Source organism: Amycolatopsis sp. WAC 04169, from assembly GCF_003947535.1.
Lineage (GTDB): Bacteria > Actinomycetota > Actinomycetes > Mycobacteriales > Pseudonocardiaceae > Amycolatopsis > Amycolatopsis keratiniphila.
Window position 1 is genome coordinate 121562 of record NZ_QHJI01000006.1, and the last position, 26156, is coordinate 147717.

The 26156-nt window shown below is 69.3% G+C and carries 23 protein-coding genes; 14 read left to right on the plus strand and 9 right to left on the minus strand.

What is annotated here, in order from left to right:
• Positions 1 to 49 precede the first annotated feature (49 nt).
• The 5 genes from DMC61_RS16780 to DMC61_RS16800 are packed head-to-tail and all read left to right on the plus strand — an operon-like array spanning position 50 to position 4904.
• A complete protein-coding gene (locus DMC61_RS16780) occupies positions 50 to 859 on the plus strand; it encodes an ABC transporter ATP-binding protein (protein ID WP_043848629.1) in 810 nt (269 codons plus the stop codon).
• Entirely contained in the window at positions 856 to 1632 is a 777-nt protein-coding gene (locus tag DMC61_RS16785; RefSeq protein ID WP_199750015.1) for an ABC transporter ATP-binding protein, read from the plus strand. The genes DMC61_RS16780 and DMC61_RS16785 overlap by 4 nt, the downstream gene beginning before the upstream one ends.
• A complete protein-coding gene (locus DMC61_RS16790; protein ID WP_016332100.1) occupies positions 1629 to 2507 on the plus strand; it encodes a branched-chain amino acid ABC transporter permease in 879 nt (292 codons plus the stop codon). Before DMC61_RS16785 ends, DMC61_RS16790 begins: the two co-directional genes overlap by 4 nt.
• On the plus strand, positions 2500 to 3657 hold the full coding sequence (locus DMC61_RS16795) for a branched-chain amino acid ABC transporter permease (RefSeq protein ID WP_016332099.1): 1158 nt from the start codon (positions 2500 to 2502) through the stop codon (positions 3655 to 3657). Before DMC61_RS16790 ends, DMC61_RS16795 begins: the two co-directional genes overlap by 8 nt.
• Positions 3654 to 4904: an ABC transporter substrate-binding protein gene (locus DMC61_RS16800; RefSeq protein WP_016332098.1), complete on the plus strand. Its 1251-nt coding sequence runs from the start codon at positions 3654 to 3656 to the stop codon at positions 4902 to 4904. The genes DMC61_RS16795 and DMC61_RS16800 overlap by 4 nt, the downstream gene beginning before the upstream one ends.
• Here DMC61_RS16800 and DMC61_RS16805 read toward each other — a convergent pair.
• The gene (locus DMC61_RS16805) at positions 4846 to 5904 is read right to left on the minus strand and encodes a Glu/Leu/Phe/Val dehydrogenase dimerization domain-containing protein (RefSeq protein ID WP_125690064.1); all 1059 of its coding nucleotides are present in this window, start codon (positions 5902 to 5904) and stop codon (positions 4846 to 4848) included. The genes DMC61_RS16800 and DMC61_RS16805 overlap by 59 nt on opposite strands.
• A 112-nt stretch (positions 5905 to 6016) precedes the next feature.
• On the opposite strand from DMC61_RS16805, the gene DMC61_RS16810 reads away from it, so the two are divergent.
• The 3 genes from DMC61_RS16810 to DMC61_RS16820 all read left to right on the plus strand — a co-directional run bounded on the left by DMC61_RS16810 (position 6017) and on the right by DMC61_RS16820 (position 7518).
• A complete protein-coding gene (locus DMC61_RS16810) occupies positions 6017 to 6496 on the plus strand; it encodes an Lrp/AsnC family transcriptional regulator (RefSeq protein ID WP_016332097.1) in 480 nt (159 codons plus the stop codon).
• A 132-nt stretch (positions 6497 to 6628) separates the two neighbouring features.
• The gene (locus tag DMC61_RS16815; protein ID WP_063271359.1) at positions 6629 to 6898 is read left to right on the plus strand and encodes a hypothetical protein; all 270 of its coding nucleotides are present in this window, start codon (positions 6629 to 6631) and stop codon (positions 6896 to 6898) included.
• A gap of 41 nt (positions 6899 to 6939) precedes the next feature.
• On the plus strand, positions 6940 to 7518 hold the full coding sequence (locus tag DMC61_RS16820; RefSeq protein ID WP_125690065.1) for a GNAT family N-acetyltransferase: 579 nt from the start codon (positions 6940 to 6942) through the stop codon (positions 7516 to 7518).
• On the opposite strand, the gene DMC61_RS16825 is transcribed toward DMC61_RS16820, so the two are convergent.
• Positions 7515 to 8150, minus strand: coding sequence for a YigZ family protein (locus DMC61_RS16825; RefSeq protein ID WP_125690066.1), 636 nt, complete (start codon positions 8148 to 8150; stop codon positions 7515 to 7517). The genes DMC61_RS16820 and DMC61_RS16825 overlap by 4 nt on opposite strands.
• A gap of 551 nt (positions 8151 to 8701) precedes the next feature.
• Between DMC61_RS16825 and gltB the strand changes: the two genes are divergently transcribed.
• The 4 genes from gltB (at position 8702) to DMC61_RS16845 (ending at position 17718) form a co-directional block, all read left to right on the plus strand.
• On the plus strand, positions 8702 to 13240 hold the full coding sequence (gltB, locus tag DMC61_RS16830) for a glutamate synthase large subunit (RefSeq protein ID WP_125690067.1): 4539 nt from the start codon (positions 8702 to 8704) through the stop codon (positions 13238 to 13240).
• A 65-nt stretch (positions 13241 to 13305) separates the two neighbouring features.
• Positions 13306 to 14757, plus strand: a complete 1452-nt coding sequence (locus DMC61_RS16835) for a glutamate synthase subunit beta (protein WP_125690068.1) — start codon at positions 13306 to 13308, stop codon at positions 14755 to 14757.
• A 501-nt stretch (positions 14758 to 15258) separates the two neighbouring features.
• Entirely contained in the window at positions 15259 to 16671 is a 1413-nt protein-coding gene (locus DMC61_RS16840; RefSeq protein ID WP_125690069.1) for a Dyp-type peroxidase, read from the plus strand.
• A 261-nt stretch (positions 16672 to 16932) separates the two neighbouring features.
• Complete coding sequence (locus DMC61_RS16845) at positions 16933 to 17718, plus strand: DeoR/GlpR family DNA-binding transcription regulator (RefSeq protein ID WP_125690070.1); 786 nt, start codon at positions 16933 to 16935, stop codon at positions 17716 to 17718.
• A gap of 163 nt (positions 17719 to 17881) precedes the next feature.
• On the opposite strand, the gene DMC61_RS16850 is transcribed toward DMC61_RS16845, so the two are convergent.
• From DMC61_RS16850 to DMC61_RS16870, 5 genes are read right to left on the minus strand one after another with little or no spacing between them, the layout of a single operon-like run.
• Positions 17882 to 18775 carry an ROK family protein gene (locus DMC61_RS16850; protein ID WP_016332088.1) on the minus strand — a complete coding sequence of 298 codons (894 nt, stop codon included), beginning with the start codon at positions 18773 to 18775 and terminating at the stop codon, positions 17882 to 17884.
• A 56-nt stretch (positions 18776 to 18831) separates the two neighbouring features.
• Positions 18832 to 19461 carry a response regulator transcription factor gene (locus DMC61_RS16855; protein WP_125690071.1) on the minus strand — a complete coding sequence of 210 codons (630 nt, stop codon included), beginning with the start codon at positions 19459 to 19461 and terminating at the stop codon, positions 18832 to 18834.
• The gene (locus DMC61_RS16860) at positions 19458 to 20741 is read right to left on the minus strand and encodes a sensor histidine kinase (RefSeq protein ID WP_125690072.1); all 1284 of its coding nucleotides are present in this window, start codon (positions 20739 to 20741) and stop codon (positions 19458 to 19460) included. The genes DMC61_RS16855 and DMC61_RS16860 overlap by 4 nt, the downstream gene beginning before the upstream one ends.
• 3 nt (positions 20742 to 20744) lie before the next feature.
• Positions 20745 to 21485, minus strand: a complete 741-nt coding sequence (locus tag DMC61_RS16865) for an ABC transporter permease (RefSeq protein WP_125690073.1) — start codon at positions 21483 to 21485, stop codon at positions 20745 to 20747.
• Positions 21486 to 21495: 10 nt separating this feature from the next.
• Entirely contained in the window at positions 21496 to 22404 is a 909-nt protein-coding gene (locus tag DMC61_RS16870) for an ABC transporter ATP-binding protein (protein WP_125690074.1), read from the minus strand.
• 313 nt (positions 22405 to 22717) lie between these two features.
• Between DMC61_RS16870 and DMC61_RS16875 the strand changes: the two genes are divergently transcribed.
• Together DMC61_RS16875 and DMC61_RS16880 are read left to right on the plus strand one after the other, a co-directional pair.
• Positions 22718 to 22924, plus strand: a complete 207-nt coding sequence (locus DMC61_RS16875; RefSeq protein ID WP_005162643.1) for a CbtB-domain containing protein — start codon at positions 22718 to 22720, stop codon at positions 22922 to 22924.
• A gap of 15 nt (positions 22925 to 22939) precedes the next feature.
• Positions 22940 to 23695 (plus strand): CbtA family protein, encoded by a 756-nt coding sequence (locus DMC61_RS16880; RefSeq protein ID WP_125690075.1) that lies wholly within the window; start codon positions 22940 to 22942, stop codon positions 23693 to 23695.
• A 62-nt stretch (positions 23696 to 23757) separates the two neighbouring features.
• On the opposite strand, the gene DMC61_RS16885 is transcribed toward DMC61_RS16880, so the two are convergent.
• Both DMC61_RS16885 and DMC61_RS16890 read right to left on the minus strand, forming a co-directional pair.
• Positions 23758 to 25218: a cobyric acid synthase gene (locus tag DMC61_RS16885; RefSeq protein ID WP_125690076.1), complete on the minus strand. Its 1461-nt coding sequence runs from the start codon at positions 25216 to 25218 to the stop codon at positions 23758 to 23760.
• On the minus strand, positions 25215 to 26147 hold the full coding sequence (locus tag DMC61_RS16890; RefSeq protein WP_125690077.1) for a cobalamin biosynthesis protein: 933 nt from the start codon (positions 26145 to 26147) through the stop codon (positions 25215 to 25217). The genes DMC61_RS16885 and DMC61_RS16890 overlap by 4 nt, the downstream gene beginning before the upstream one ends.
• Positions 26148 to 26156 lie beyond the last annotated feature (9 nt).

The window sequence follows — 26156 nt, forward strand, 5'->3', positions numbered from 1 at the left end:
GATGACCGCCACCGATCGTGACTCGCGTCACACGAACGGAGGAGGCGGCTTGCTCAGTGTTCGTGATCTCCAGGTGCGGTACGGCCGATCGGTGGCCGCGCTGCACGGGGTCGACCTCGACGTTTCACCTGATGGCGTGCTGGCCGTCCTCGGCAGCAACGGGGCCGGGAAGTCGACGCTGCTGCGCACCGTCTCCGGCACGCTGCGTATGCACCGCGGCTCGGTTTCCGCCGGCGAGGTGCGCTACGACGGCAAACCACTGACCAAATTGGACCCGGCCCGCATCGTCGGTCTCGGCGTGGTCGGCGTCCCGGAAGGCCGCCAGGTCTTCGCGCGGATGACGGTCGAGGAGAACCTGCGCGCCGGCGGGATCGGCGCCCGCTCCCCCGAGCAGCGCGCCGCCGCCCGCAAACGCGTCGACGAGCTCTTCCCGGTCCTGTCCGAACGCGCCAAACAGCGCGCCGGCCTGCTTTCCGGCGGCGAGCAGCAGATGCTCGCGATCGGCCGCGCGCTGATGTCCGGCCCGCGGCTCCTGCTGCTCGACGAACCTTCGCTCGGTCTCGCGCCGAAGATCGTCGAGCGGATCGGCGACATCATCCGCGAGATCCACGAGCAGGGCACCGCGGTGGTGCTGGTCGAGCAGAACGCCGTGATGGCGTTGCGCGTCGCCGACCACGCGATCGTCCTCGAAGTCGGCCGGGTCGCGCTGGCGGGCACGACGGCCGAACTCGCGGCGAGCGAGGAGGTCCAGCGGCTCTACCTCGGCGGTCACGCCGAATCGCAGGCCACCGCCGAGGCCGAAGCCGCCGACGCCCGCAAGCACCTCGCGGGCCGGAGCCTGTCGAGGTGGGCAGGATGACACCGCCCGAATTGCGCGTCGAGAACGTGACCCTGCGCTTCGGCGGGATCCGGGCGCTGGACGATGTCTCGTTCACCGTCGGCTCCGGCTCGCTGCACGCGCTCATCGGCCCGAACGGCGCCGGGAAGTCCAGCTGTTTCAACGTGATCAGCGGCCTCTACCGGGCCAACTCGGGCAGCGTCCGGCTCGGCGACACCGTCCTTTCCGGACTCCCGCCGCATCGGCTCGCCCGTCTCGGGGTCGGCCGGTCGTTCCAGAACGCCGCCCTCTCCCCCGGCTCGACCGTGCTCGACAACGTCATGCTCGGCCGTCACGCGCTGACCAAGGGCGGCTTCCTCGCCTGCGGCCTCCGTCTGCCGTGGACGGTCCGGGCCGAACGCCGCCATGCCGGACGGGTGCGGGAGATCTGCGACTTCCTCGGCATCGGCGCGCTGGTGGACCTGCCGGTCGGCGCGCTGCCCTACGGTGCGGTGAAACGCGTCGACCTCGCCCGCGCGCTCGCCGTCGAACCGGTACTGCTGCTGCTCGACGAACCCGCGGCGGGCATGAACGCGACCGAGACCGCCGAGCTGGCCGGCACGATCCGCGACGTCCGTGACGAGCTCGGCATCTCGATCCTGCTGGTGGAACACGACATGGGGCTGGTGATGGGCATCGCGGACCGGGTCACCGTCCTGGACTTCGGCAAGCGCATCGCCGACGGCACACCGGCCGAGGTCCAGTCGGATCCGGACGTGATCAAGGCATATCTCGGCACGGAGGCCACGGCGTGAACACATTCCTGCAACTCGTGGTGAACGGGCTCGGCAAGGGCGCGGTGTTCGCGTTGCTGGCGCTGGGTTTCGTGATCATCTTCAAGGCCACCGAGGTGGTCAACTTCGCACACGGCTCGCTCGTGCTCTTCGGCGGCTACCTGGTCGTCGTGACCCGCGAAGCACTCGGCTGGGTGGGTGCCTCGCTGGTCGGCATCGTCTCGGCGGGTCTACTCGCCCTTCTGCTGGAACGGTTCCTGCTGTCCCGTTCGCGGCACGCCGACGCGAACAGCCTGGCGTTGCTCACCATCGGCGTCGACGTGATCGTCACCGAGGAGATCGTGCGGCGGCTCGGTGTCACGTTGCCGTTCCTCGGCGACGCCTGGGACGCGAAACCGTTCCAGCTCGGCGGGATCACGCTGTTCCGCACGCATCTGGTGGCGCTGGTCGTCGCCGCCGTGCTGATCACCGCGTTCACGCTGGCGTTCAAGTACTCGAACTGGGGCGTCGCGATGCGGGCACAGGCCGAGAACCGCGAGGCCGCCGCGCTGATGGGCATCCGCAGTTCCCGGGTGACGGCGACCGCCTGGGTGGTCGCGGGCGTGCTCGCCGGGGTCGCGGTGCTCTTCATCGCCACACAGGACTTCTCCGGCGCGGGGCTGTCCCGCGGCACGCACTCCATCGCGCTCGCGGCGTTCCCCGCGGCCATCCTCGGCGGGCTGGACTCGACCGCGGGCGCGGTGGTGGGCGGGCTGGTCGTCGGGCTGGTCGAGGCGCTTTCGGCGCAGTACGTGTCGTTCGACTTCTCCAAGAGCGCGGTCTTCCTGGTGATGCTCGTGGTCCTGGTGGTGCGGCCGTCGGGGTTGTTCGGGACGAGGGAGAGCACACGTGTCTGACACCGCCGTGAAAACCCCCGCCGCCGCACCGACGGCGCCGCCCCCGAAACGCGATCGGGGACGCCTGCTCAAGGCGCTGGCCTGGGTCGCGCTGCTCGTGGTCCTGCTCGCGATCCCGCTGTACCTCGACGCCGCCTGGCTGAAGGCCGGGCAGTACATGATGATCGGCGGGGTCGGCGCGATCGGGCTGACGCTGCTGGTCGGGCAGGCCGGGCAGTTGTCGCTGGCGCACGCGTTCTTCCTGCTGGCGGGCGCGACCGGATACACCGTCCTTTCCGGACCGGCCGACGACGAGCGCGTGTTCGGCCTCGGGCTCGACCCCGGGCTGTCGCTGGTCGGCGCGGTGGTCATCGCCGCGTTGCTGGGGCTGGCGTTCGCGCCGGTCTCCGGACGGCTGCGCGGGATCTACCTCGGGGTCGCCTCGCTTTCGCTGGTGTTCCTCGGGCTCTACTTCGGACAGTCGGCCGAAACGCTGACCGGCGGGACATCGACCGGGCGCACCCCGGAACCGTTCTCGCTGTTCGGCTTCCCGTTCACCAACGACGGTCCCGAGATCGAGCTGATGGGTGTGCCGATCCGGCAGGCGGAACGGCTCTGGTACCTGTTCCTGCTGCTGACCGTGCTCGCGTTCGTCGTGGCCAAGGCGGCGGTGCGCAGCCGGGTCGGCCGGTCGTGGCGGGCGGTGCGGGACAACGAGGCCGCCGCGTCCGTGATGGGCGTCAGCGTCACGCGCGCCAAGGCCGGCGCGTTCGCCGTCTCGTCGGCGTACGCGGGGCTCGCCGGCGCGATGACCGTGCTGTGGTTCGACATCCTCAAACCCGACGAGAGCGAATTCGGCACGTACGGGATCAACATCTCCATCGCCTTCCTGGCCATGGTGATCATCGGGGGACTCGGCTCGGTGCCCGGCGCGCTGGTGGGCGCGCTGATCGTCAACGGGCTGCCGCAGGTGCTTTCGCTGTACTCCGCCGATCTCGGCTGGTTCTCCGGAACCGGGGACGGCGCCTTGACCCCGATTTTGGTCAGTTCGTTCGTCTACGGCGCCGCGATCATCCTCGTGGTGCTCTTCGAACCGGGCGGACTCGCCGCGATCGGCCGACGGATCACACCCGCCAGGAAACCTCATCTCCCGGAGGAGCAAGACAAATGAAGCGTACATATCCGGCCGTCGCGCTGGCGGCGGTCCTCGCCCTTTCGGCGTGCAGCACGAAAGCGGGCGACTCGGGGTCCTCGGGGGCGGACGGTTCGGGCGTCAAGGCCGGCAAAGGGGTGACGGCCTCGGAGATCACCCTCGGCGTGATGACCGACAAGACCGGGGTGTTCAAGAACCTCGGACTCGGCATCACGCAGGGGAACGAGTTGTGGGCCAAGGACTTCAACGCCGCGGGCGGGGTGTGCGGCCGTCAGGTCAAACTCGAGACCGTCGACCACGGCTACAAGGCGGACACGGCGAAGACGCTGTATCCGCAGATCGAGCCGAAGGTCCTCGGCTTCGTGCAGTTGCTCGGCTCGCCGGTGGTGGCCGCGCTGAAGCAGAACATCGCCTCGGACAAGACCGTCGCAGCGCCCGCGTCGTGGTCTTCGGAACTGCTCGACAACCAGTACGTGATGATCGTCGGGACGACGTACGACCTGGAGATCATCGACGGGCTGTCGTACTTCCAGGAAAAGGGCCTGGTGAAGGACGGCGACACGATCGGGCACGTCTACATCGACGGCGAATACGGCAAGAACGGCCTGCGCGGCTCGCAGTACTACGCGAAGAAGCACAACCTGACGGTGAAGGAGGTCAAGATCACCTCCACCGACAACGACCTCACCAATATCGTCACCGGGCTCAAGGGCGACGGCGTCAAGGCCATCGTCCTGACCACTTCCCCGGCGCAGACCGGTTCCGCACTCGCGGCGAACAAGGCGCTCGGGCTCGACGTGCCCGTGCTCGGCAACAACCCGGTGTTCGACCCCGTGCTGCTGAAGAGCCCCGCGGCGAACGCGCTGGACAAGCTGACGATCGTCGCCAGCAGCGTCCCGTTCTCCGCCGACATCCCCAAGGCCAAGGAAGTCGCCACGAAGTACAAGGCGGCGTACAAGGAGACCCCGAACGGCGGGATCCCCTACGGCTACGCGGTCGGCGAGGTGTGGGGCGCGGTGCTCAAGAAGGCCTGCGAGAACAAGGACCTCACCCGTGAGGGCATCGCCGCGGCGCTGAAGCAGACGACGTCGGCGAGCACGGGCGACCTCGTGGCGGCGCTGGACTTCTCGAAGGCGGGCACCCCGGCGACGCGTCAGGTGTACGCGGCGACACCGGACGCGTCGGCCGAGGGCGGGGTCCGCTACGTCAAGCCGCTGTTCGAGGCTCCCGAGGCGAAGGAGTACGTGGCCCCGCACCAGAAGTGAGTCTCGTTTCGGCGAGCGCGTCCGCTTCGGCCAACGGTGTGGTGCCGTTGGCCGAAGCGGCGTCGAGGATCTCTTGCGTGGTCTTCTCCAAAGCTTCGACCCGGGTGAGCGCCTCGGCGTGGCTGAGGTTCTCCTTCTCGCGGCCGAGGGTGTAGACGACTCCCCCGGCGCTCGCGACGAAATCCGGGATCCACAGGACTCCCCGGGCGGCGAGGGCCTCGGCAACGGTGTCGTCGGTGAGCTGGTTGTTGGCCGGGCCGACGACGAGCGGCGCGGCGACCTCGGTTCCCGGGCCGAAGACCCCGCCGACGGCCGCGGGGATCAGGACGTCGGCCTCGATGCCGAGCACCTTCTCCGGCGCGACCTGTTTGAGCCCTTGCTCGCGGGCCGCGGCGAGGCGTCGTTCATCCACATCGGACACGACGACCTCGGCGCCCCGCGTGGCCAGCGCGACGGCCAGATGGGCGCCGACCGAGCCGTAACCGCTGATGACCACCTTGCGACCGTTCATGTCGTCGTCGCCGAAGACCGCACGCGCGCCCGCTCGCAGGGCGGCGAGCACCCCGACGGCGGTCGGCCCGCTCGAAGAACCGGTGCCGCCGTGCTCCTCGGGCAGGCAGAAGACGTGCGGGGTCCGCTCGCGCAGCACGAGCATGTCCTCCGGACCGGTTCCGACGTCGGGCCCGGCGAGATACGCACCGTCGAGTGACGCGATGAGGTCGGCGTGGTCGAGCAGGACCTCGCGCCTCAGCTCGGCGGACGGCACGCCGTGGAGCGCGACGACGCTCTTGCCGCCGCCGAAGTCCAGGCCCGCGACCGCGCATTTGCGGGTCATCGCCGCGGACAGCCGCAGGACGTCGTCGATCGCGTCGTGGACGCGCGGGTAGATCTTGAACCGGCAGCCGCCGACGGCCGGGCCGAGCGTGCTCGAATGCACGGCCACCATCGTCGTCACCCCGGACCGGCGCCCCCGCCGGACGACCAGCTCCTGTACGGACATCTGGCTCCCTTTCTCCGCATTTAGCCGACTGAATGCGCCGAAGTTAGGCTGATGCGCAGGACTACAGGGGCTTTGCCGAACGATATTCGGCAGGCTCGGCGAAGGAGTGGGCGTGGACGAACTTGATTCGGCGATCATCCGGGAACTCCAGGCGGATGCGCGGCAGTCGAACCGCGACATCGCCCGCAAGGTCGGCGTCGCGCCGTCGACCTGCCTGGAACGGACGCGGCTGCTGCGGGAGCGCGGCGTGATCCGCGGGTATCACGCCGACATCGACCTGCGCAGCCTCAACCGCGGCGTGCAGGCGATGGTCTCGGCGCAGGTGCGGCCGCTGAGCCGGGAGGTGATCGATTCGTTCCAGCGTTCGGTCGCGGAATTGCCGGAGGTCCTCTCCGTTTTCGTCACGGCAGGAAGCGACGATTTCCTGATCCACGTCGCCGCCCAGGACGTCGATCAGCTCCACGCATTCCTGGTGGATCGCTTGGCGAAGCGCAAAGAGATCATCGGATTCCGGAGTTCGATCATTTTCCGGCATCTGCGCAAGACCGAGCTGGAACCCCTTCCGCGTCGAATACCGGGTGACACCCCCTAGGTCGTCACCCCGGAATACCCGACACACCACCCCTAAGTACGCCCGAAATCCGAGACTTCGCATCGTAGGAGACGGAAACTGTCGGGGGTATGGGTTTGACTGTTCACAGCGGAAACGGAAAGGAGGCACGCCATGGACGTTCGGACCGGCCTGAATCATCGTGAGCGGGCCACCCTGAGAGCCGTGGCCGAGGGCCACGCCGAGATCAGCTGCAGTTGCGAGCCGGATCTGTTCGTCGACGGTCTCGCCTGCTGCGACCAGCACACCGCGCATCGCCTCGCCCACCTCGGCCTGGTGATGCCCGCGCGGGGCGGCCGATGGGGCGAGCGCGTTCCCGCGCTGCTCACCGAGGCCGGGGCGATGGCGCTGGAAGGCGCGTTCCCTCCGCTGGCCGCCGCCTAAAAGCGTTTGCGGGGGCGCGCGGGGAGCGCCACGATCTCGTGATGCGTGTCTTCCTGGAGACCGAGCGGCTCGTGCTGCGGCAGTTCACCGGCGCCGACGTCGACGATCTGTTCGCGCTCTACGACGATCCCGAAGTCATGCGGTACCTCAATGGGGGCGAACCCGCCGACCGGGCGGAGATCGAAAACCAAGACCTTCCCGCCTTTCTCGGTTACTACGAGCGTTTCCCCGGTTACGGGTTCTGGGCGGCGATCGAGAAAGCGAGCGGGGATTTCCTGGGGTGGTTCCATTTCCGCCCGCTGCGGGGGCATCACACGGACGACCCCGAGCTGGGTTACCGGCTGAACCGGTCTTCCTGGGGCAAGGGGTATGCGACCGAAGGTTCGCTCGCGCTCCTGGAGAAGGGGTTCACCGAATTGGGGGCCCGGCGGATCTGGGCGGCGACCATGGCGGTGAACCTGAAGTCCCGCCGGGTGATGGAGAAGATCGGGATGCGCCACGTCCGGACCTTTCACGAGCACTTCGACCACCCGATCCCCGGCACGGAGAAGGGCGAGGTCGAGTACGCCATCACCCTGGAGGAGTGGCGGGCGGTGCATAAACCGCATTCAGAGGACTAAATGCGGCCGGTGGGCAGCCAGGTTTCGCCGATCTCCTCGGCCAGGGCCTCCCCGCCGGTGAGGTCGGCGAGCCAGGCGTGGAACGCGTCGCCCTGGTCCGGCGCGAGCCCGACGTCGAAGTGCGCGACGTCCTCGAAGCGCGTCGCGTGCAGCAGGTACGGCGACGAGCGGATGTCGTTCTCCAGGCGGCCGGCCCGGTCGTAGTCGACGACGACCTCCACCAGCCGCAGCCGCCGGTACTCCCGCACGCCGATGACGTCGACGGCCTCCGAAACGGCCTGCCCGTACGCGCGGATCAGCCCGCCGGCGCCGAGCAGCACCCCGCCGAAGTAGCGGGTCACCACGGCGACGGTGTCGGTCAGGTCGCGGCGGCGGAGCACCTCGAGCATCGGGGTGCCTGCCGTGCCCGCGGGCTCCCCGTCGTCACTCGACCGTTGGGTCCTGCCATCGGCGCCCAACACGAACGCGTGACAGTGGTGCCGGGCCGCCGGTTCGGCCTTCCGACGGCCCGCGATCAGCGAGCGGGCGGCCTCTTCCGAGGTGACCGGCGCGAGCGCGCAGAGGAAGCGCGACCGCCGGATTTCGATCTCGTGGACCCCGGTACCCGCCACGGTGAGATAACGATCCGCCATCGGCCAAGCCTCTCAAACCGGGCAGCTCACTCTGCCGTTCGGGCGATTCGGCGGTCACCCAAGGTCATCGCAACACCGGCGAAACCCACTCTCCCGCGCGACCCAGATCACACTTTCGGACGAGTCGGGCAGTGATAACCGCAGGTCAACGCGCCGATGCACCACTCAGTGGACACGTCATTCCAGCCAGTGGGCAGATGATGTTTGAAGTCAACGCCCGCGTGGCATTTCCCACCCCGACCAAGCGACGTATGTCGATAACAGCGATTTCACACTATCGTCATAAGACCGGCGAACCCGGGAGTAACACGTGTACCCGCCAGCCACCCACCACAGCGGCCGGGCGGCGCCCACGTGCACAGCAGTACCGATATGCGCATCGGCCGCCCAGTGCAGTGCGGCTCTACGAGGCCTGCCCCCGTTTCCGCGGGCGGGATCGTTCCCTCTCGACTGACCATCGCGGTCCCGGACCACTCCGTTAACTGGTTCACGTCCGAACCACCCGAACGGAGTGTTACCGGTCGCGCCGACGCCTTGGGAGGCGGCCAGCCGTGACCCACCATGCCAGCTACAAGGGCAGCAAGGCCCCCGAAGGCCTGTACGACCCGGAGTTCGAACACGACGCCTGCGGTGTCGCGTTCGTCGCCGATCTCTCCGGTAAACGCGATCACGGCATCGTCGCCAAAGCGCTGATCGCGCTGCGGAACCTGGAACATCGCGGGGCCCGCGGCGCCGACCCGGAGACCGGCGACGGCGCCGGGATCCTCATCCAGGTCCCCGACGAGTTCTATCGCGAGGTCGTCGGCTTCGACCTTCCCGCGCCCGGCGCCTACGCCGTCGGCACGGCTTTCCTTCCGCAGGACGAAAACGCCCGCGGCCGCGCGATGACGACCATCGAGCGCGTCGCCGCCGAAGAGGGCATGCGCGTGCTCGGCTGGCGTGACCTGCCGGTCCACACCGAACACGTCGGCACCGGCGCGGCCGAGACCATGCCGTATTTCAGCCAGTTGTTCCTGGCGGGCAACGACGCGCTGGAGGGCCTGGAGCTGGAGCGCGCGGCCTTCGTGGTGCGCAAACGCGCCGAGCACGAACTCGTCGAGGACGACGTCTATTTCCCCAGCCTCTCCTCGCGCACGATCGTCTACAAAGGAATGCTCACCGAGCCGCAGGTCGAGAAGTTCTTCGCCGACCTCACCGACGAGCGCGTCACCAGCGCCATCGGCCTGGTGCACTCCCGCTTCTCCACCAACACCTTCCCGTCGTGGCCGCTGGCGCACCCGTACCGGTACGTCGCCCACAACGGCGAGATCAACACGCTGCGCGGCAACCGGAACTGGATGGACGCGCGCGAGGCGCTCCTCGAATCCGACCTGATCCCCGGTGACCTCAAGCGGATCTACCCGATCATCACCCGTGGCGCCAGCGACTCGGCGTCGTTCGACGAGGTGCTGGAACTGCTCCACCTCGGCGGCCGCTCGCTGCCCCACGCGGTGCTGATGATGATCCCGGAGGCCTGGGAGAACCATCAGGAGATGGACCCCGCGCGCCGCGCGTTCTACGAGTTCCACTCGACGCTGATGGAGCCGTGGGACGGCCCCGCGCTGGTCTCCTTCACCGACGGCACGCAGATCGGCGCGGTCCTCGACCGCAACGGCCTGCGCCCCGCCCGGTACTGGGTCACCGAAGACGGCCTCGTCGTCCTCGCCAGCGAGGTCGGTGTGCTGGAGCTGGAGCAGTCCACGATCGTCCGCAAAGGACGGTTGGAGCCGGGCCGCATGTTCCTCGTGGACACGGCCGCCGGCCGGATCGTCGAGGACGAGGAGATCAAGAACGAGCTCGCCACCGAGCATCCGTACGACGAATGGGTCGAAGACGGGCTGCTCCCGCTCGACGGGCTTCCCGAGCGTGAGCGCGAGATCCCGCCGCACGCCGCGCTCGTGCGCCGTCAGCAGGCGTTCGGCTACACCGAGGAGGAACTCGACGTCCTGCTCGAACCGATGGCCCGCACCGGCGCGGAGCCGATCGGTTCGATGGGCAACGACTCCCCCATCGCGTCGCTGTCCAGCCGCCCGCGGCTGCTCTTCGACTACTTCATCCAGCTCTTCGCCCAGGTGACCAACCCGCCGCTGGACGCGATCCGCGAGGAACTGGTCACCTCGCTGGGCACCCAGCTGGGCGCGGAGCCGAACCTGCTGCAGGCCGACGCCAAGTCGTGCCGCCGCATCGTGCTGCCGTTCCCGGTGTTGGACAACGACGAGTTCGCGAAGCTGGTGCACGTCAACGACGACGGCGACCTGCCGGAGTTCCAGGCGGTCACCGTGCAGGGCACCTACGACGTCCACGGCGGCGGCGAGGCGCTCGTGCGGCGGCTCGACGAGATCCGCGCCGAGGTGTCCGCGGCCATCGCCGAGGGCGCGCGGCTGATCGTGCTGTCCGACCGCGGGATCGACGAAGACCACGCGGCCATCCCGTCGCTGCTGCTCACCGGCGCGGTGCACCACCACCTGGTGCGCGAGAAGACCCGCACGCAGGTCGGCCTCATCGTCGAGGCGGGCGACGCGCGCGAGGTGCACCACATCGCGTTGCTGATCGGCTACGGCGTCGCGGCGGTGAACCCGTACCTGGCGATGGCGACCGTCGAGGAGATGGCCGATCAGGGCCTGATCGCCGGTGCCACCGCCAAGCAGGCGACCGCGAACCTGATCAAGGCGCTGGGCAAGGGCGTCCGCAAGACGATGTCGAAGATGGGTGTGTCCACAGTGGCCTCCTACACCGGCGCGCAGATCTTCGAAGCGGTCGGGCTCGGCGACGAGGTCGTCCAGAACTGCTTCACCGGCACCACTTCCCGGCTCGGCGGCGTCGGCTTCGACACGCTCGCGCTGGAGGTCGCCGAACGGCACCGTCGCGCTTTCCCGCGCGATGGGTTCCGCGCGAACCACCGCGAGCTGGAGACCGGCGCGGACTACCAGTGGCGCCGCGAGGGCGAGCCGCACCTGTTCAACCCGCAGACGGTGTTCAAGCTGCAGCACTCCACGCGTGCCGGGAAGTACGAGATCTTCAAGGAGTACACGAAGGCCGTCGACGACCAGGCGCAGAAGCTGTACACGCTGCGCGGCCTGTTCGACTTCAAGATCGGCGAGCGGCCCGCGGTGCCGATCGAGGAGGTCGAGCCGGTCTCCGAGATCGTCAAGCGGTTCGCGACCGGCGCGATCTCCTACGGGTCGATCTCGGCGGAGATGCACGAAACCCTGGCCATCGCGATGAACCGGCTCGGCGGCAAGTCGAACACCGGTGAGGGCGGCGAGGATCCGGAACGGCTCTACGACCCCGAGCGCCGCAGCGCGGTCAAGCAGGTCGCGAGCGGCCGGTTCGGCGTCACGAGCGAGTACCTGGTCAACGCCGACGACATCCAGATCAAGATGGCGCAGGGCGCGAAGCCCGGCGAAGGCGGCCAGCTGCCCGGCGCGAAGGTGTACCCGTGGATCGCGAAGACGCGGCACTCCACGGCGGGTGTCGGGCTGATCTCCCCGCCGCCGCACCACGACATCTACTCGATCGAGGATCTGGCGCAGCTGATCCACGACCTCAAGAACGCCAACCCGGCCGCGCGCATCCACGTGAAGCTCGTGTCCGAGGTCGGTGTCGGCACGGTCGCGGCCGGGGTTTCCAAGGCACACGCGGACGTCGTGCTCATCTCCGGGCACGACGGCGGCACGGGCGCTTCGCCGCTGTCGTCGATCAAGCACGCGGGCGGCCCGTGGGAACTCGGGCTCGCCGAGACGCAGCAGACGTTGCTGGCCAACCGGTTGCGTGACCGGATCGTCGTGCAGACCGACGGCCAGCTCAAGACCGGCCGTGACGTCGTCATCGCCGCGCTGCTCGGGGCCGAGGAGTTCGGTTTCGCGACCGCGCCCCTGGTGGTGTCCGGCTGCATCATGATGCGGGTGTGTCACCTCGACACCTGCCCGGTCGGCGTCGCGACGCAGAACCCGAAGCTGCGCGAGAAGTTCAGCGGCAAGGCCGAGTACGTGGTGAACTTCTTCGAGTTCATCGCCCAGGAGGTCCGGGAATACCTGGCGGAGCTGGGTTTCCGGTCCATCGCCGAGGCCGTCGGCCACGCGGAGATGCTCGACAAGCGCAAGGCGATCGACCACTGGAAGGCCGCCGGTCTCGATCTGACGCCGATCTTCCACGTGCCCGACATGGCGCCCGCCGGCCTGCGTCACCAGCAGACCGTGCAGGACCACGGGCTGGAGAAGGCACTCGACAACACGCTGATCCAGCTCGCCGAGGGCGCGCTGTCGTCCGGCGACAAGGTGCGGCTGGAACTGCCGGTGCGCAACGTGAACCGGACCGTGGGCACCATGCTCGGCCACGAGCTCACCAAGCGGTGGGGCGGCGAGGGCCTGCCGGACAACACGATCGACGTGACCTTCACCGGCACCGCCGGTCAGTCGTTCGGCGCGTTCGTGCCCAAGGGCATCACGCTGCGGCTCTTCGGCGACGGCAACGACTACGTCGGCAAGGGCCTGTCCGGCGGGCGGCTCGTCGTGCGGCCGCCGAAGGTGGCGCGGTACAACGCCGAAGAGCACATCATCGCGGGCAACGTGATCGGCTACGGCGCGACCAGCGGCGAGATCTTCATCCGCGGCAAGGTCGGCGAGCGGTTCTGCGTGCGCAACTCGGGCGCGCTGGCCGTCGTCGAAGGCGTCGGCGACCACGGCTGCGAGTACATGACCGGTGGCCGGGTCGTCGTGCTCGGCGGCGTGGGCCGCAACTTCGCGGCCGGGATGTCGGGCGGTGTCGCCTACGTGCTGGACCTGCCCGCGCACCGGATCAACCCGGAGATGGTCGACATCGACCCGCTGGATTCGTCCGATGTGGACTTCCTGCGCGAGGCGCTCGAAAAGCACTACAACGAAACGGAGTCCGCCGTCGCGCGTGCGCTGCTCGCCGACTGGGACGCCGCCGTCGACCGGTTCGGCAAGGTCATGCCGAAGGACTACAAACGCGTGCTCGCGGCGCAGGCGAAGGCCGAGCGCGATGGGCGTGACGTGAACGAGGCGATCATGGAGGCAGCTCATGGCTGATAATCGCGAAGCCGGCTATGAGTGCCGACTGGGTGCGGGTATCCCGCAGGACACGGAGGCCGCACATGGCTGACCCCAAGGGCTTTCTGACCACCACTCGCGAGACGCCCAAGAGCCGTCCCGTCGACCTGCGCCTGATGGACTGGCGCGAGGTGTACGAGGACTTCGCGACGTCGAAACTGCAGAAGCAGGCCGGGCGCTGCATGGACTGCGGTATCCCGTTCTGTCACCAGGGCTGCCCACTCGGGAACCTCATCCCCGAGTGGAACACGCTGACCTGGCGCGACGATTGGCGCGACGCGGCCGAGCGGCTGCACGCGACCAACAATTTCCCGGAGTTCACCGGGACCCTCTGCCCGGCGCCGTGCGAGACGGCGTGTGTGCTCGGGATCAACGACGATCCCGTCACCATCAAGCGGGTCGAGATCTCGATCATCGACCGGGCCTTCGAGGAAGGCTGGGTCACGCCGCAGAAGCCGGTGGCGCTCACCGGCAAGAAGGTGGCGGTGGTCGGATCCGGCCCGTCGGGACTCGCCGCGGCGCAGCAGCTCACGCGCGCGGGCCACAGTGTCGTGGTCTTCGAGCGGGCCGACAAGATCGGCGGGCTGCTGCGCTACGGCATCCCCGAGTTCAAGATGGAGAAGCACCGGCTCGACCGCCGTCTGGACCAGATGCGCGCCGAGGGCACGGAATTCCGCACTTCGGTGAACGTCGGCGTCGACCTCACCGTCGAGGAACTGAAGTCGTCCTACGACGCCGTCGTCCTCGCCGGTGGCGCGACCGCGTGGCGCGACCTGCCGATCCCCGGCCGCGAGTACGCCGGTATCCACCAGGCGATGGAGTTCCTGCCGCACGCCAACCGCGTCGCCGCCGGTGAACTGGACGTCTCGCCGATCAGCGCCGAGGGCCTCGACGTCGTGGTCATCGGCGGCGGTGACACCGGCGCGGACTGCGTCGGGACGTCGCACCGCCAGGGCGCGAAGTCGGTGACGCAGCTGGAGATCATGCCGAAGCCGCCGCTTTCGCGGTCCGACGCGCATCCGTGGCCGACGTACCCGATGATCTACCGCGTCTCGTCCGCGCACGAGGAGGGTGGCGAGCGGCTGTACTCCGTCAACACCCAGGAGTTCGTCGCGGACGCCGACGGCCGGGTGCGGGCGCTGAAGCTGGTCGAGGTGCGCAACGAGGGCGGCAAGTTCGTCCCCGTGGAAGGCACCGAGCGCGAACTGCCCGCGCAGCTGGTGCTGCTCGCGATGGGCTTCGTCGGCCCGGAGCGGGAAGGCCTGCTGGAGTCGCTCGACGTCGAGCTGGACCAGCGGGGCAACGTCGCCCGCGACAAGGAGTTCAAGACCAGCGTCGACAACGTCTTCGTGGCGGGCGACATGGGCCGCGGCCAGTCGCTCATCGTGTGGGCGATCGCCGAGGGCCGCTCGGCCGCGGCCGGGGTGGACGCGTTCCTCACCGGACGGGACGTGCTGCCCGCCCCGATCGCTCCGACCGACCGGCCACTCACCTAGGCCGTCTTCGCGTGAAGGCCCCCTTCCCTCGGCTGAGTCGAGGGAAGGGGGCCTTCACGCGCTCGGCGCCTGGTGCGGCGGCGTGGCCAAAGTCGTGACTCGCGTGATCAGGCACGTGACTCGCGTGATCAGGCGCGTAACTCGCGTGACTGGATGCCGCACTCGATGTTCCGCCTCCAATCACGCGAGTTGCGGCCTTGATCACGTGAGTTCCGGCTTCGATCACGTGAGGGCGGCGCCGCCTCCTCGCGTACCCCGCCGCGTTTAGTCCTCTGAATGCGGTAGTTGCGCGTGCAACCACCGCAAGCAGAGGACTAAATGCGGGGAGTGAGCGGAGCATTGGTTCTTTCGAGTGAAAGAACCGCCGGAAGAGTGTACTTGCGGGTGATGACAGCAAGGTTTCGGTATCGGTTGTATCAAGGGGTAAGTCCCGTACGGCGGCGGGGACCGGCAAGACCTGCCGGGGCCGCCGGACGGTTCCCAAGGAGGGGGTTCCTTGACATGTCCGTCGATCTGACCGTGCCGCTGGAATGGAAGACCGCCACCGGCGATGCCGCGAAAATGCTCGAAGAACTACAGCCGAACATCCTGAAAGCGCACGCGCGGGACCATTTTTCCGCGCTTTTCCTCCGTTTTTCGGAGCCCGGGAGCGCGATGAAGTTCCTCGCCTCGCTCGTCCCGCTGATGAAGTCCGCGAAGACCCACCTGACCGAGGTCGAGCGCTTCAAGACCGAAGGCGTGAAGGGGACGCCCTACGTCGGCACCGGGCTGACGGCGGCGGGCTACCGGTTCCTGAAAATCGAGGCACCGCAAGATGATTCCTTCCTCCTGGGCATGCGCGCGCAGGAGACCCGCGAGAAGCTGAACGACCCGCCGCGCTCCACGTTCGACAGCGGATACCACGACGAGATCCACGCCGTCGTCATCGTCGGCGACGGCGCCGACGCTCCGATGACCGCCCGCCGGAACGCGGTTCTCGCGCTGATTCCGTCGACCGTTTCCGTCGTCGCCGAGGAAACCGGATTCGGCCGCGTGAACGCCAATGGCGACGGGATCGAGCATTTCGGCTACGTCGACGGCCGGAGCCAGCCGCTCTTCCTGGTCGAGGACATCCACGCGGAAAAGACGGGAACGGACGGGATCAGCGTCTGGGATCCGAGCGCCCCGCTGAACCAGGTGCTCGTTCCGGACCACGCTGCTCCCGATCCCGAAGTCCATTTCGGCAGCTACTTCGTTTTCCGCAAATTGGAACAGAACGTGCGGCGGTTCAAGCTGTCGGAAGAGGCGCTGGCGGATCAATTGGGCCTCGTCGGCGAAGACCGGGAGCGGGCGGGCGCGATGATCGTCGGCCGGTTCGAGGACGGCACGCCGTTGACCGCGCAACGGGAAGAGGGCGCGGAAAGCCCGGTACCGAACAATTTCGACTACGGAAGCGACATCACCGGCGCCAAATGCCCCTTTCAGGCGCACATCCGGAAGACGAATCCGCGCGGTAGCGGCGGCGCGGAACCACCGCCGCAGGAACGCCTGCACCTGATGGCCCGGCGGGGCGTGCCCTACGGCGAACGGGCCGACGATCCGAACGCCGATCTGCCGCCGTCCGCCCGGCCCAGCGGCGGGGTCGGCCTGCTGTTCATGGCGTTCAATTCGGCACTGAGCGACCAGTTCGAGTTCACGCAGCAGAACTGGTCGAACAACCCGGGCTTCCCGATCCCGGCCGACGGGGTCAAGCCGCCGGGCCTCGATCCGGTCATCGGCCAGGGCCCGCGCCCGGAATCCGTCTACACCGCGGAATGGGCGGGCACGCGGACGGTGACCGCGGATCCGATCCCGCAGGCGGTGACGCTGAAGGGTGGCGACTACTTCTTCATGCCGTCACTCGCCTTCCTGCGCGGACTCGGCGGCAAGGGCTGACGCGTTATCCGCTGAACGTCACCGGAACGGGCGTAAAGCGGATATCAGTCCGGAGTCGGCGGCGATAGCCTGCGAAACGGGCCGGTCCTGGGCGTACCGGCCGCGGGCGGGCGCCGGTCACACTGGGGGTGGCCGGCGCCCGTTCACTCCGCCCTTTCTTCCCGGCGCCCGGAATCCGCCGCTTCTCTCCGGCCGTATCGCGACGCGTAGTACTTTGTCCGGTGCGGTAAGCGACATCGCGCTTCGGGGAGGGAGCTGGTGATGAATCGGCATGAACGGCTGACGGCTTTATTGGACATGGTGGGAGAGCGGGAAAAAGTCGACGTCGAGGTTTCGGCGGGCGAACTCGGTGTCTCCCCCGCGACGATCCGCCGGGACCTCGATCATCTGGCGGGCCGCAATCTCGTGGTCCGCACCCGCGGCGGCGCCGTCGCGAGCAATGTCGCCTACGACCTTCCGTTGCGGCACAAGGCCGCGCGCAACGCGCCGGAACAGCAACGGATCTCCGCCGCCGCGGCCAGGATGGTCGATCCGGGCATGGTGGTCGGGCTCAACGGCGGCGTCACGAGCACCGAGGTCGGCCGCGCGCTCGCGACCCGCCCGGACATGAGCGAGCCGACCGGCGGGCCGTCGCTGACCGTGGTGACGAACGCGCTCAACATCGCCCACGAACTCGCCGTGCGGCCCAATATCAAGATCGTGGTGACCGGCGGGGTCGCGCGGCAGCAGTCGTTCGACCTGTCCGGGCCGCTGTCGCAGCTGTTCCTCGACCAGATCTCGCTGGATCTGGTGTTCCTCGGCGTCGACGCCTTCGACCCGGTGCACGGTGCACAGGCGCACCACGAGGGCGACGCGAACACGAACCGGCTGATGGCGGCCCGCGCCCGGCAGGTCGTCGTCCTCGCCGACAGCGGGAAGCTCGGCGGTCACGCCTTCGCGAAGATCTGCGCGACCGCCGACGTCGACGTGCTCGTCACCGACGGCCGCGCCGATCCCGCGCGGGTGCACGCCTTCGAAGAGGAAGGCGTGCGGGTGGTCAAGGCTTGAGCCGATCGGCGAAGCGGGAGAGGATCCGCGATCAGAACCGTACGCGTGAACCCGCCTCGGCCGAAGGCCCAGCTATCGCGGTGGCAGGACGCCCTGACCGCCATCCGCAGGTGGCTGACCAGGCAGCGTCCTGCCGACGTCGATCGCGGACGCGGGTTCACCATCAGACACTGAGCCGGTCCAGCGCCAGCAGCGCCGCGCCGAGCCTGCCCGCCTCGTCGCCGAGGCGCGCGATCCGCAGTTCGGGCATCCGCTGGAACTGCAGGTTCGCCGCCAGCCAGGCCCGCACCGGCTCGAGGACGTAGTCGCCCGCGGTGAAGAGGCCGCCCCCGAGGACGACGACTTCGGGCGCGAGCAGGGTGACCAGGGTCTTGATGCCGTGGCCGAGCCCCTCGAGCGCGTCGTTGACCACGGAGATCGCGGCCTCGTCACCGTGGCGGGCGGCGTCGACCACCTGCTCGGCGCCTTCGGCGGGCCGCCCGGTGTGCTCGCTGTAGCGGCGGGCGATGGCCGAAGCGGAAGAGATCGCTTCGAGGCATCCGGTCGCGCCGCAACCGCACGGCAGCCGGTGGCCGACGTCGATATGCCCGATCTCGCCGCCTTGCCCGCCTGCGGCGTACAGCCGCCCGTCGAGCTGGAGCGCGGCCGCGATCCCCGTGCCGACCGGGATGAAGGCGGCGTCGGTGCAGCCCTTGCCCGCGCCGACACGGAACTCCGCGAGCCCGCCCGCGCGGACGTCGTGCCCGAACGCGAACGGCAGGCCGAGCCTGCTGTCGAGCATCTCGCCGAACGGCACGTTCCGGAAGTCGAGGTTCGCCGAGAACCGGGCCACCCGCTCGACCTCGTCGACGATGCCGGGGATGACCACGCCGACGGCGTCCGGCGTACCGGTCCCCGCCTGCTTGCCCAGCGTTTCCACGATCCGCGCGACCTGATCGGCGAGCGCCTCGCCGTCCGCCCCGCGCGCCGTCGGCTCGCGCAGGCTGGCGAGGTCCTTCAGGTCCGCGTCGTACAAGGCCGCCTTGATGGACGTTCCGCCGACATCGAGTGCCGCCACCGCAGGTGTCATGGCTGGATTTTGGCATGCGCCCCACCATGGACGGCAGGGCTCCGTCAGCCGCGCGGGGTCAGGTACCCCTGGGAGAACGCCGTGGCCACGGCGGCCGCCCGGTCGTTGACGCCGAGTTTCGCGTACACGTGCAGCAGGTGTGTCTTCACCGTCGCTTCGCTGATGAACAGCCTCTTCGCGGCCTCGCGGTTCGTCGTGCCCTGGGCGATCAGTTCCAGGACTTCCAGTTCACGCTGGGAGAGCGGGCCTGAGGCCGGCTGCCGCATCTGCCCCATCAACCGGGTCGCGACCGAGGGGGAAAGCATCGCCTTACCCTCCGCGGCCGCCTCCACCGCACGGAACAGTTCGTCCCTCGGCGCGTCCTTCAGCAGGTATCCGGTGGCACCGGCTTGGATGGCGGGCAGCACGTCGCTGTCCGTGTCGTAGGTGGTGAGCACGAGGATCCGCGAGGGCACCCCGCGTTTCGCCAGCTCCTCGATGGCGGTGACGCCGTCGATCCGCGGCATCCGCAGATCCATGAGGATCACGTCGGGCCGGAGCTTCACCCCGGTGGCGATGGCCTCCTCGCCGTCCCCGGCCTCACCGAGGACCTCGAAGCGCGGGTCGGCGCTGAACATGCCCCGCAGCCCGTCCCGCACCACGGGATGGTCGTCGACGATCAGCAGCGAGATCACCGCTCGGCCCCGGCCGGGATCGCCGGGACGGACGCCGAGAGCGCGGTGCCCCCGCCCGGCTCCGACTCGATGTCGAGGCGGCCGGCGAGGCGCTGCACGCGCTGCCGCATCCCGGCCAGCCCGAACCCGCCGTCGACGGAACCGTTGGCGCGCCTGGCGGCCGGCTCGAAGCCCACGCCGTCGTCACGCACGTCGAGCGTCACCAGATCCTCCATGTACGACAAGGTCAGGCCGACTCGGCCGGCCTTCGCATGCTTGGCCACGTTGGCCAGTGCCTCTTGCGCGGCCCGGAGCAGCGTCACCTCGACATCGGCGTGCATGGGCCGGGGATCGCCGGTGGTGGTCAGCACCGCCTCGATGTGGTTCACCTCCGACCAGCGCCGGGTCACCTCGCCGATCGCGTCCTGGAGCCTGCCCTCGGCGAGCGGCTCCGGCTGCACCGCGTGCACCGTCCGGCGTGCCTCGGTCAGGCTTTCCCTCGCGAGGTTCATCGCGTTCGTCACGTGCCGGTGCGGCGCCGAGGGCTCGTCCAGGGTCTGCTCGGCGGCCTGGAGCTGGGTGAGGATGCCTGCCAGCCCCTGGGCCAGCGTGTCGTGGATGTCCCTGGCGATCCGCTGCCGCTCGTCGAGCACCCCGGCTTCCCTGGCCTGGACCAGCAGCTGGGCGTGCAGGCCGGCGTTCTCCTCCAGCGCCGCCTCCAGCCTGGTGTTCGCCTCGTGCAGTTCGGTGAGCGCCTGCTTCTGTTTGAGGTTGCGCTGGTCCGACTGCTCGGCGATGCGGGAGAAGGCCCCGGACAGCACGGTGATGATCACGCTGAGCGCCGCCCACGCCACCCACATGTCCTCTTCCTGGATCCCGGCCAGCCCACCCAGGTACGCCACCGCCGAGATCACGGACGTGGCGGCGACCCCGACGTACCGCCAGCGGCCTTTCAGGTAGTGGAACGCCTGGGGGTAGCCGATGAAGGCGAACAGGCCGTACCACGGCGCGACCGCGACCAGGCAGGCCGTCAGTACCATCAGCCCCGTGTAGTACAGGCCCATCAGCGGCCCGTTCCGGTGCCATTCCGGGTGAAGCGTGTGGAACCAGAAGGACCAGGCCAGGATCCCGGCCGAAAGCGCGAGCACGGCCGGGAGGTGCACCGGCACCCGCCAGATCGGCAGCAGCACCGAGATGAGGACGCCGATCGCCAGCAGGACGTACGGAAGGACCTTGAAGACCGTCGTCTCGACCCGTTCCCAGTGGTCGGACTCCGCACGCAGCTCCGCTTCGATGCCCACGACTCACTCCCAGCGGAAGTACCGGGCGGCCAGCCCGCCTGCCACGATCGTCCACCCCAGCAAGACCGCCACCTGCAGTGGTTGCGGCCAGTGACCGGCGGCGGCGTCCTGCAATGATTGCACGCCCGCGCCCAGCGGGGTGAAGTCGCTGATCTTCCTCAGGACGTCGTTCATCTCGGCGCGCGGCACCCAGAGACCGGCGAAGAACAGGATCGGGAAGAACAGCAGGGTCCCGATCGCGCCCGCGCTCTTCCCGGTCGGTGCGACGGAGGCGACCAGCAGGCCGATCGCGAACATCGCGAGCGCCGTCAGCAGGTAGGCGATGAGATACGCGGGCAGCTGCCGGGGCAGGCCCACGTCGTACAGCACCCTGCCGATGGCCAGCAGGACCAGCATCGTCGCCACGGACATGATCGTGGACATCAGCAGCTGCGCGCCGAGCAGGACGCGCGGTTCGACCGGGGTGGTCCGCATCCGCCGCAACACGCCTTTCTCCCGGTAGGTGGCGAGCAGCTGGGTCACGCTGTTGAGCGCGAACAGGGCGAGGCCCATCGTGACGATGATCGGCAGGTACAGGGTGATCGCCCTGGCACCACCGAGGTCCGCGCTGGGTTCTCGCAACGCGGGGAACGCGCCGAGGACGACGAGCAGGAGCGGCGGGAAGGCGAGTACGAAGAACACGAGCATCGGCTCGCGGAAGAAGAGTTTGGTCTCGGCGACGGTGAGCCGGGCGAGGGCGGACATGGTGTTCTCCTCAGGAGTCGATGGTGCGGCCGGTGAGCGCGACGAACGCGTCGTCCAGCGACGCCTGCTCGACCCGCAGGCCGGCCGCGGTGACCTGGTTGCGGGCGAGCACGGTGGTGACGGCGAGCAGCAGGTCGCCCGTGCCGGTCACGACGAGCTGGTCGCCCGCGCGGTCGACCGAGGCGACCTCGGGCAGCGCGGTCAGCACGGAGTGGTCCAGCGGGGCGGACGGACGGAACCGGATGCGTTGCCGGTCGTCGACGCCGGCGACCAGCCCGGCCGGGGTGTCGAGCGCGACGACACGGCCGGAGTCGATCACCGCGATCCGGTCGCACAGTCGTTCCGCTTCCTCCATGAAATGCGTGACCAGCAGGATCGTCACGCCGCGGTCGCGGACGCGCTCGATCAGGCCCCACGCGTCACGGCGCGCCTGCGGATCCAGGCCGGTGGTGAGCTCGTCGAGCACCGCCACCCTCGGGTTGCCGATCAGCGCGAGCGCGATCGACAGCCGCTGCTTCTGCCCACCGGACAACCTGCGGAACTGGGTGCCGATCTTGTCGGTCAGATCGAGGATGCCGAGGAGTTCCCGCCAGTCGGCCGGTTCGCGGTAGAAGGAGCCGTACAGCTCCATCGCCTCGCCGACCTTCAGCTTGTCCGGCAGCTCGCTTTCCTGCAGCTGCGCGCCGAGCAGCTGCCGCAGCTCGCCGGTTTCGTTGCGCGGGTCGATCCCGCAGACCCGGATGGTGCCGCCGTCCGGGACGCGCAGCCCCTCCACGCACTCGACCGTCGTGGTCTTGCCTGCCCCGTTGGGGCCCAGGATGCCGAAGATCTCGCCCTGCTCGACGGCGAAACCGACCCCGTCCACCGCGGTGTGGTCGCCGTAGCGTTTGACGAGGTCTTCCACCTCGATGATTGCCATACGAAGACCATCCCGCGCGGCGCGGGTCCGCCGAATCAACCGCGTGGCCACGGCTGAGACTGTCGTTGGTGGAGCCCCCATCAACCGATCGGTGGATGCCCGTGACGTCACGAGCCTGCGCCGATCGGGTTCCGTCACATTGACCGGACGCTTCGTGGCGACCTACGCTCGGTCGGCCAGACGACGGCACCCGGAACGCGGTGAGAATCCGCGCGGTCGCGCCACTGTGACCCCGAGTCATCGGGGAAGCCAGACCCGGAGCCGTCGTGACACCCCTGAAGAGGCCGCGCTAGCCCGAGGAGGTCCCACCGCCATGTCCGAAGCGGTAGCCGCAGTTCCCGTCCCCGTCCGGATCCCCGTCCGCGAGATCCTGCCCTGGGCGGTGCTCGTCATCCTCCTTTCGCTGATCACCCTGTACTTCATCAGCGCCGAGCAGGGCGCGGTGTCGGTGTTCGCGAACTCGTACGTCCACGAGTTCGTCCACGACGGCCGGCACCTGCTGGCCTTCCCCTGCCACTAGGCGGGCAAGCGCCCCATGATGAGGACCTTGCTGGTCCGCGGCATGCTCGCGGGCCTGGTCGCCGGTGTCCTGGCGACCCTTTTCGCGTACTTCTTCGGTGAGCCTTCGGTCGAGACCGCCATCGGTCTCGAAGGCACGGCAGCGCATTCGCACAGTGCTCCGGGTGCCCACGAACACGCCCCCGCCGAGGCCGAGGAAGAGCTCGTCACGCGTGGCGTGCAGAGCACCGTCGGCCTGTTGACCGGCGTCGGCTTGTACGGCGTCGCGGTCGGCGGGCTGTTCTCGCTCGCGTTCGCCTTCACCTACGGCCGCCTCGGCACACTGCGGCCGCGAGTGACCGCGGCGTTGCTCGCGAGCGGTGCCTTCGTGGTCGTGTTCCTGGTGCCGTTCCTGAAATACCCGGGGAATCCGCCCGCGGTCGGCCAGGCGGGCACGATCGGGAGCCGGACTTCGCTGTACTTCGGCTTCGTCGCGCTTTCGCTGCTGGTCGGCATCCTCGCCGCGGCGTTCGGGCGGAAGCTGGCCGACAAGCTCGGCGCCTGGCGTGGCGGCCTGCTCGCCGCGGGCGGGTACGTCGTGCTGATCTCGGTGGCGGCGGCGCTGCTGCCGTCGATCGACGAGGTGCCCGACGGGTTCCCGGGTTCCACGCTGTGGACCTTCCGGCTGGCGTCGGTCGGCACGCAGGTGGTGCTGTGGACCGCGCTCGGGCTGGCCTTCGGCGCTTTGGCCGAGAAGGCTTTGAAGAGCAGGGACACCGTGCGGGCAAGCTAGCGTTTCGTCCTCTGAATGCGGTAGTTGCGTGTGCAAGGACCGCATTCAGAGGACGAAATGCGTCAGGGGACGCCGGGCGGCACGAAAGGCAGAGAGCCGTCGGCACCGTCCTCGATCAGGCGCAGGAGCCGGGCGGTGTCGACGTGCTCTTCGACGGCGTCGGCGAGCCTGTCGAGCATGCTCTCCCGCAGCGCGCCGAACCCCGGTGCCCCGGCGGCCGGTGACCAGTCCGCCACCTCGCCCAGCCACGCGCGCCGGAAACCGTCGTTCTCGAAGGCACCGTGCCACATCGTTCCCCACACCGCGCCTTGCCGACATCCGTCCAAAAAGGACTCGGCGGGGCCGGTGGCGGTCACGGTGCCATGGTGGATCTCGTACGCCTCCACGGTTTGCCCGCGCCACGAGCCCGTCGGCCGGGCCAGCACTTTGTCGGCGCTGAACGAAACGCGCGTCGGCAGCAGGCCGAGACCGGGGACGACCCCGGCGCCCGATTCGACGTCGTCCTCGATCTCGGCGGCCAGCATCTGATAGCCGCCGCAGATCCCCAGCACCGGACGTCCCGCCTCGGCGCGCGTGCGCACGGCGTCCGCCAGGCCACGCGCCCGCAGCCACGCCAGATCGTCCACGGTCGCGCGGGAACCCGGCAGGATCACCACGTCGGCGGACCGGACCGTGTCCGGATCGGCGGTCAGCGCGACCGAGACCCCGGGCTCGGCGGCGAGCGCGTCGACGTCGGTCGCGTTGGAGGCCCGAGGAAAGCGCACGACGGCGACCCGCAAAGACCCGCCGGAGGCACCCCAGCCCGCGGCGGCCAGCGCGTCCTCCGAGTCGATCCACACCTGGTCGAGCCAGGGCAGCACACCGAAGACCTCGCGGCCGGTGAGCTTCTCCAGCGTCTCCAGCCCCGGCCGCAGCAGGCCGACGTCGCCGCGGAACTTGTTGACCAGCCAGCCCGAAACCAGCGCCTGGTCTTCGGCGGACAGCAGGGCGAGGGTGCCGAACATCGCGGCCATGACCCCGCCGCGGTCGATGTCGCCGACGACGACCACGGGCAGGCCGAAACGCCGCGCCAGCCCCATGTTGACGTAATCGCCTTCGCGCAGGTTGATCTCGGCCGGGCTTCCCGCGCCTTCGCACAGCACGACGTCGAAACGCTTTCGCAGCGAAGAGAACGTGTCGAAGGCGATCTCGGCGAGCCCGGCCCGGCCCGTCGCGTACTCCCCCGCTTCCAGCGTGCCGAACGGTTTCCCGAGCGCGACGACGTGGCTGCGGCGATCACTCCCGGGTTTCAGCAGCACCGGGTTCATCGCGGCTTCGGGTTCGACACGGGCCGCGCGCGCCTGGAGCCATTGCGCGCGGCCGATCTCGGCGCCGTCCGCGCACACCATCGAGTTGTTCGACATGTTCTGGGACTTGAACGGCGCGACCCGCACGCCCCGGCGCGCGAGCCAGCGGCACAACGCGGCGGTGACCAGGCTCTTGCCCGCGTCCGACGTCGTCCCCGCGACGAGCAGGCCGCTCACCGCGACACCGCCACCGCGACGGCGAGCGCGGCGAGCCCGACCGCCCTCGACAGCCGGACCGCGCGGCGCACGTCCACCGGTTCCGGTTCGCGGCCGTCGCCGAGGACGCCGCGGCGTTCGGTGCGGCCGCCGTAGCTGTTCGTCCCGCCCAGCTTGATCCCGAGCGCGCCGGCGAAGGCGGCCTCGACCTGGCCCGCGTTGGGGCTCGGATGGTGCTTCCCGTCGCGGCGCCAGATCCGGAACGCGGGTTTGGCGAAGCCGCCGGCCAGCGGCGCCGACGCCACGGTGAGCGCCGCGCCGACCCGGGACGGCACCAGATTCGCTAGGTCGTCTGTCCGCGCCGACGCCCAGCCGAAGTTCGCGTACTTCGGCGATCGGTAGCCGACCATCGCGTCGAGCGTGTTGAGCGCGCGGTACCCCAGCAGGCCGGGGATCCCGGCGACCGCGCCCCACAGCAGCGGCGCGACGACCGCGTCGGAGGTGTTCTCGGCGATGGACTCGGTGGTGGCGCGCGCGAGCTGCTCGGTGTCGAGGCCGGTGGCGTCGCGGGCGCACAGATGCGAAAGGCGGCGCCGGGCTCCGGGCAGGTCGCCGTCGTCGAGCAGGTGGGCCATACGCGTGCCCTCTGCCGCGAGGCCCTTCCCGCCCAGAACCACCCACGTTGACGCCGCGGTGAGCGCGAACCTTGCGAATGGACGCTTCCGCGTCAAGAACTGGGCCGCGACCCCCAATCCGGTGACGGTGCCCGCGCAGGCCGCGGTGTACGCGGCGCCCCGAACCTTCGAATCGGCGTAAATCCGCTGTTCGAGGGCTTGCGCGGCGCGGCCGAAGCCCGCGACCGGATGCCACTTCCGTGGATCTCCGAACACGGCGTCGGCGACGTAACCGGTCACGAGTCCGGCTGCGGTGGCGGCTTGTCGGAGTGGCACGTGGCGAAC

Coding starts and splice junctions, on each gene's coding strand:
- DMC61_RS16785 (WP_199750015.1), top strand. CDS start 856: ATGACACCGCCCGAATTGCGCGTCGAGAACGTGACCCTGCGCTTCGGC.
- DMC61_RS16800 (WP_016332098.1), top strand. CDS start 3,654: ATGAAGCGTACATATCCGGCCGTCGCGCTGGCGGCGGTCCTCGCCCTT.
- DMC61_RS16805 (WP_125690064.1), bottom strand. CDS start 5,904: ATGTCCGTACAGGAGCTGGTCGTCCGGCGGGGGCGCCGGTCCGGGGTG.
- DMC61_RS16815 (WP_063271359.1), top strand. CDS start 6,629: ATGGACGTTCGGACCGGCCTGAATCATCGTGAGCGGGCCACCCTGAGA.
- DMC61_RS16820 (WP_125690065.1), top strand. CDS start 6,940: ATGCGTGTCTTCCTGGAGACCGAGCGGCTCGTGCTGCGGCAGTTCACC.
- DMC61_RS16825 (WP_125690066.1), bottom strand. CDS start 8,150: ATGGCGGATCGTTATCTCACCGTGGCGGGTACCGGGGTCCACGAGATC.
- DMC61_RS16835 (WP_125690068.1), top strand. CDS start 13,306: ATGGCTGACCCCAAGGGCTTTCTGACCACCACTCGCGAGACGCCCAAG.
- DMC61_RS16840 (WP_125690069.1), top strand. CDS start 15,259: ATGTCCGTCGATCTGACCGTGCCGCTGGAATGGAAGACCGCCACCGGC.
- DMC61_RS16845 (WP_125690070.1), top strand. CDS start 16,933: ATGAATCGGCATGAACGGCTGACGGCTTTATTGGACATGGTGGGAGAG.
- DMC61_RS16865 (WP_125690073.1), bottom strand. CDS start 21,485: ATGTCCGCCCTCGCCCGGCTCACCGTCGCCGAGACCAAACTCTTCTTC.
- DMC61_RS16870 (WP_125690074.1), bottom strand. CDS start 22,404: ATGGCAATCATCGAGGTGGAAGACCTCGTCAAACGCTACGGCGACCAC.
- DMC61_RS16875 (WP_005162643.1), top strand. CDS start 22,718: ATGTCCGAAGCGGTAGCCGCAGTTCCCGTCCCCGTCCGGATCCCCGTC.
- DMC61_RS16880 (WP_125690075.1), top strand. CDS start 22,940: ATGATGAGGACCTTGCTGGTCCGCGGCATGCTCGCGGGCCTGGTCGCC.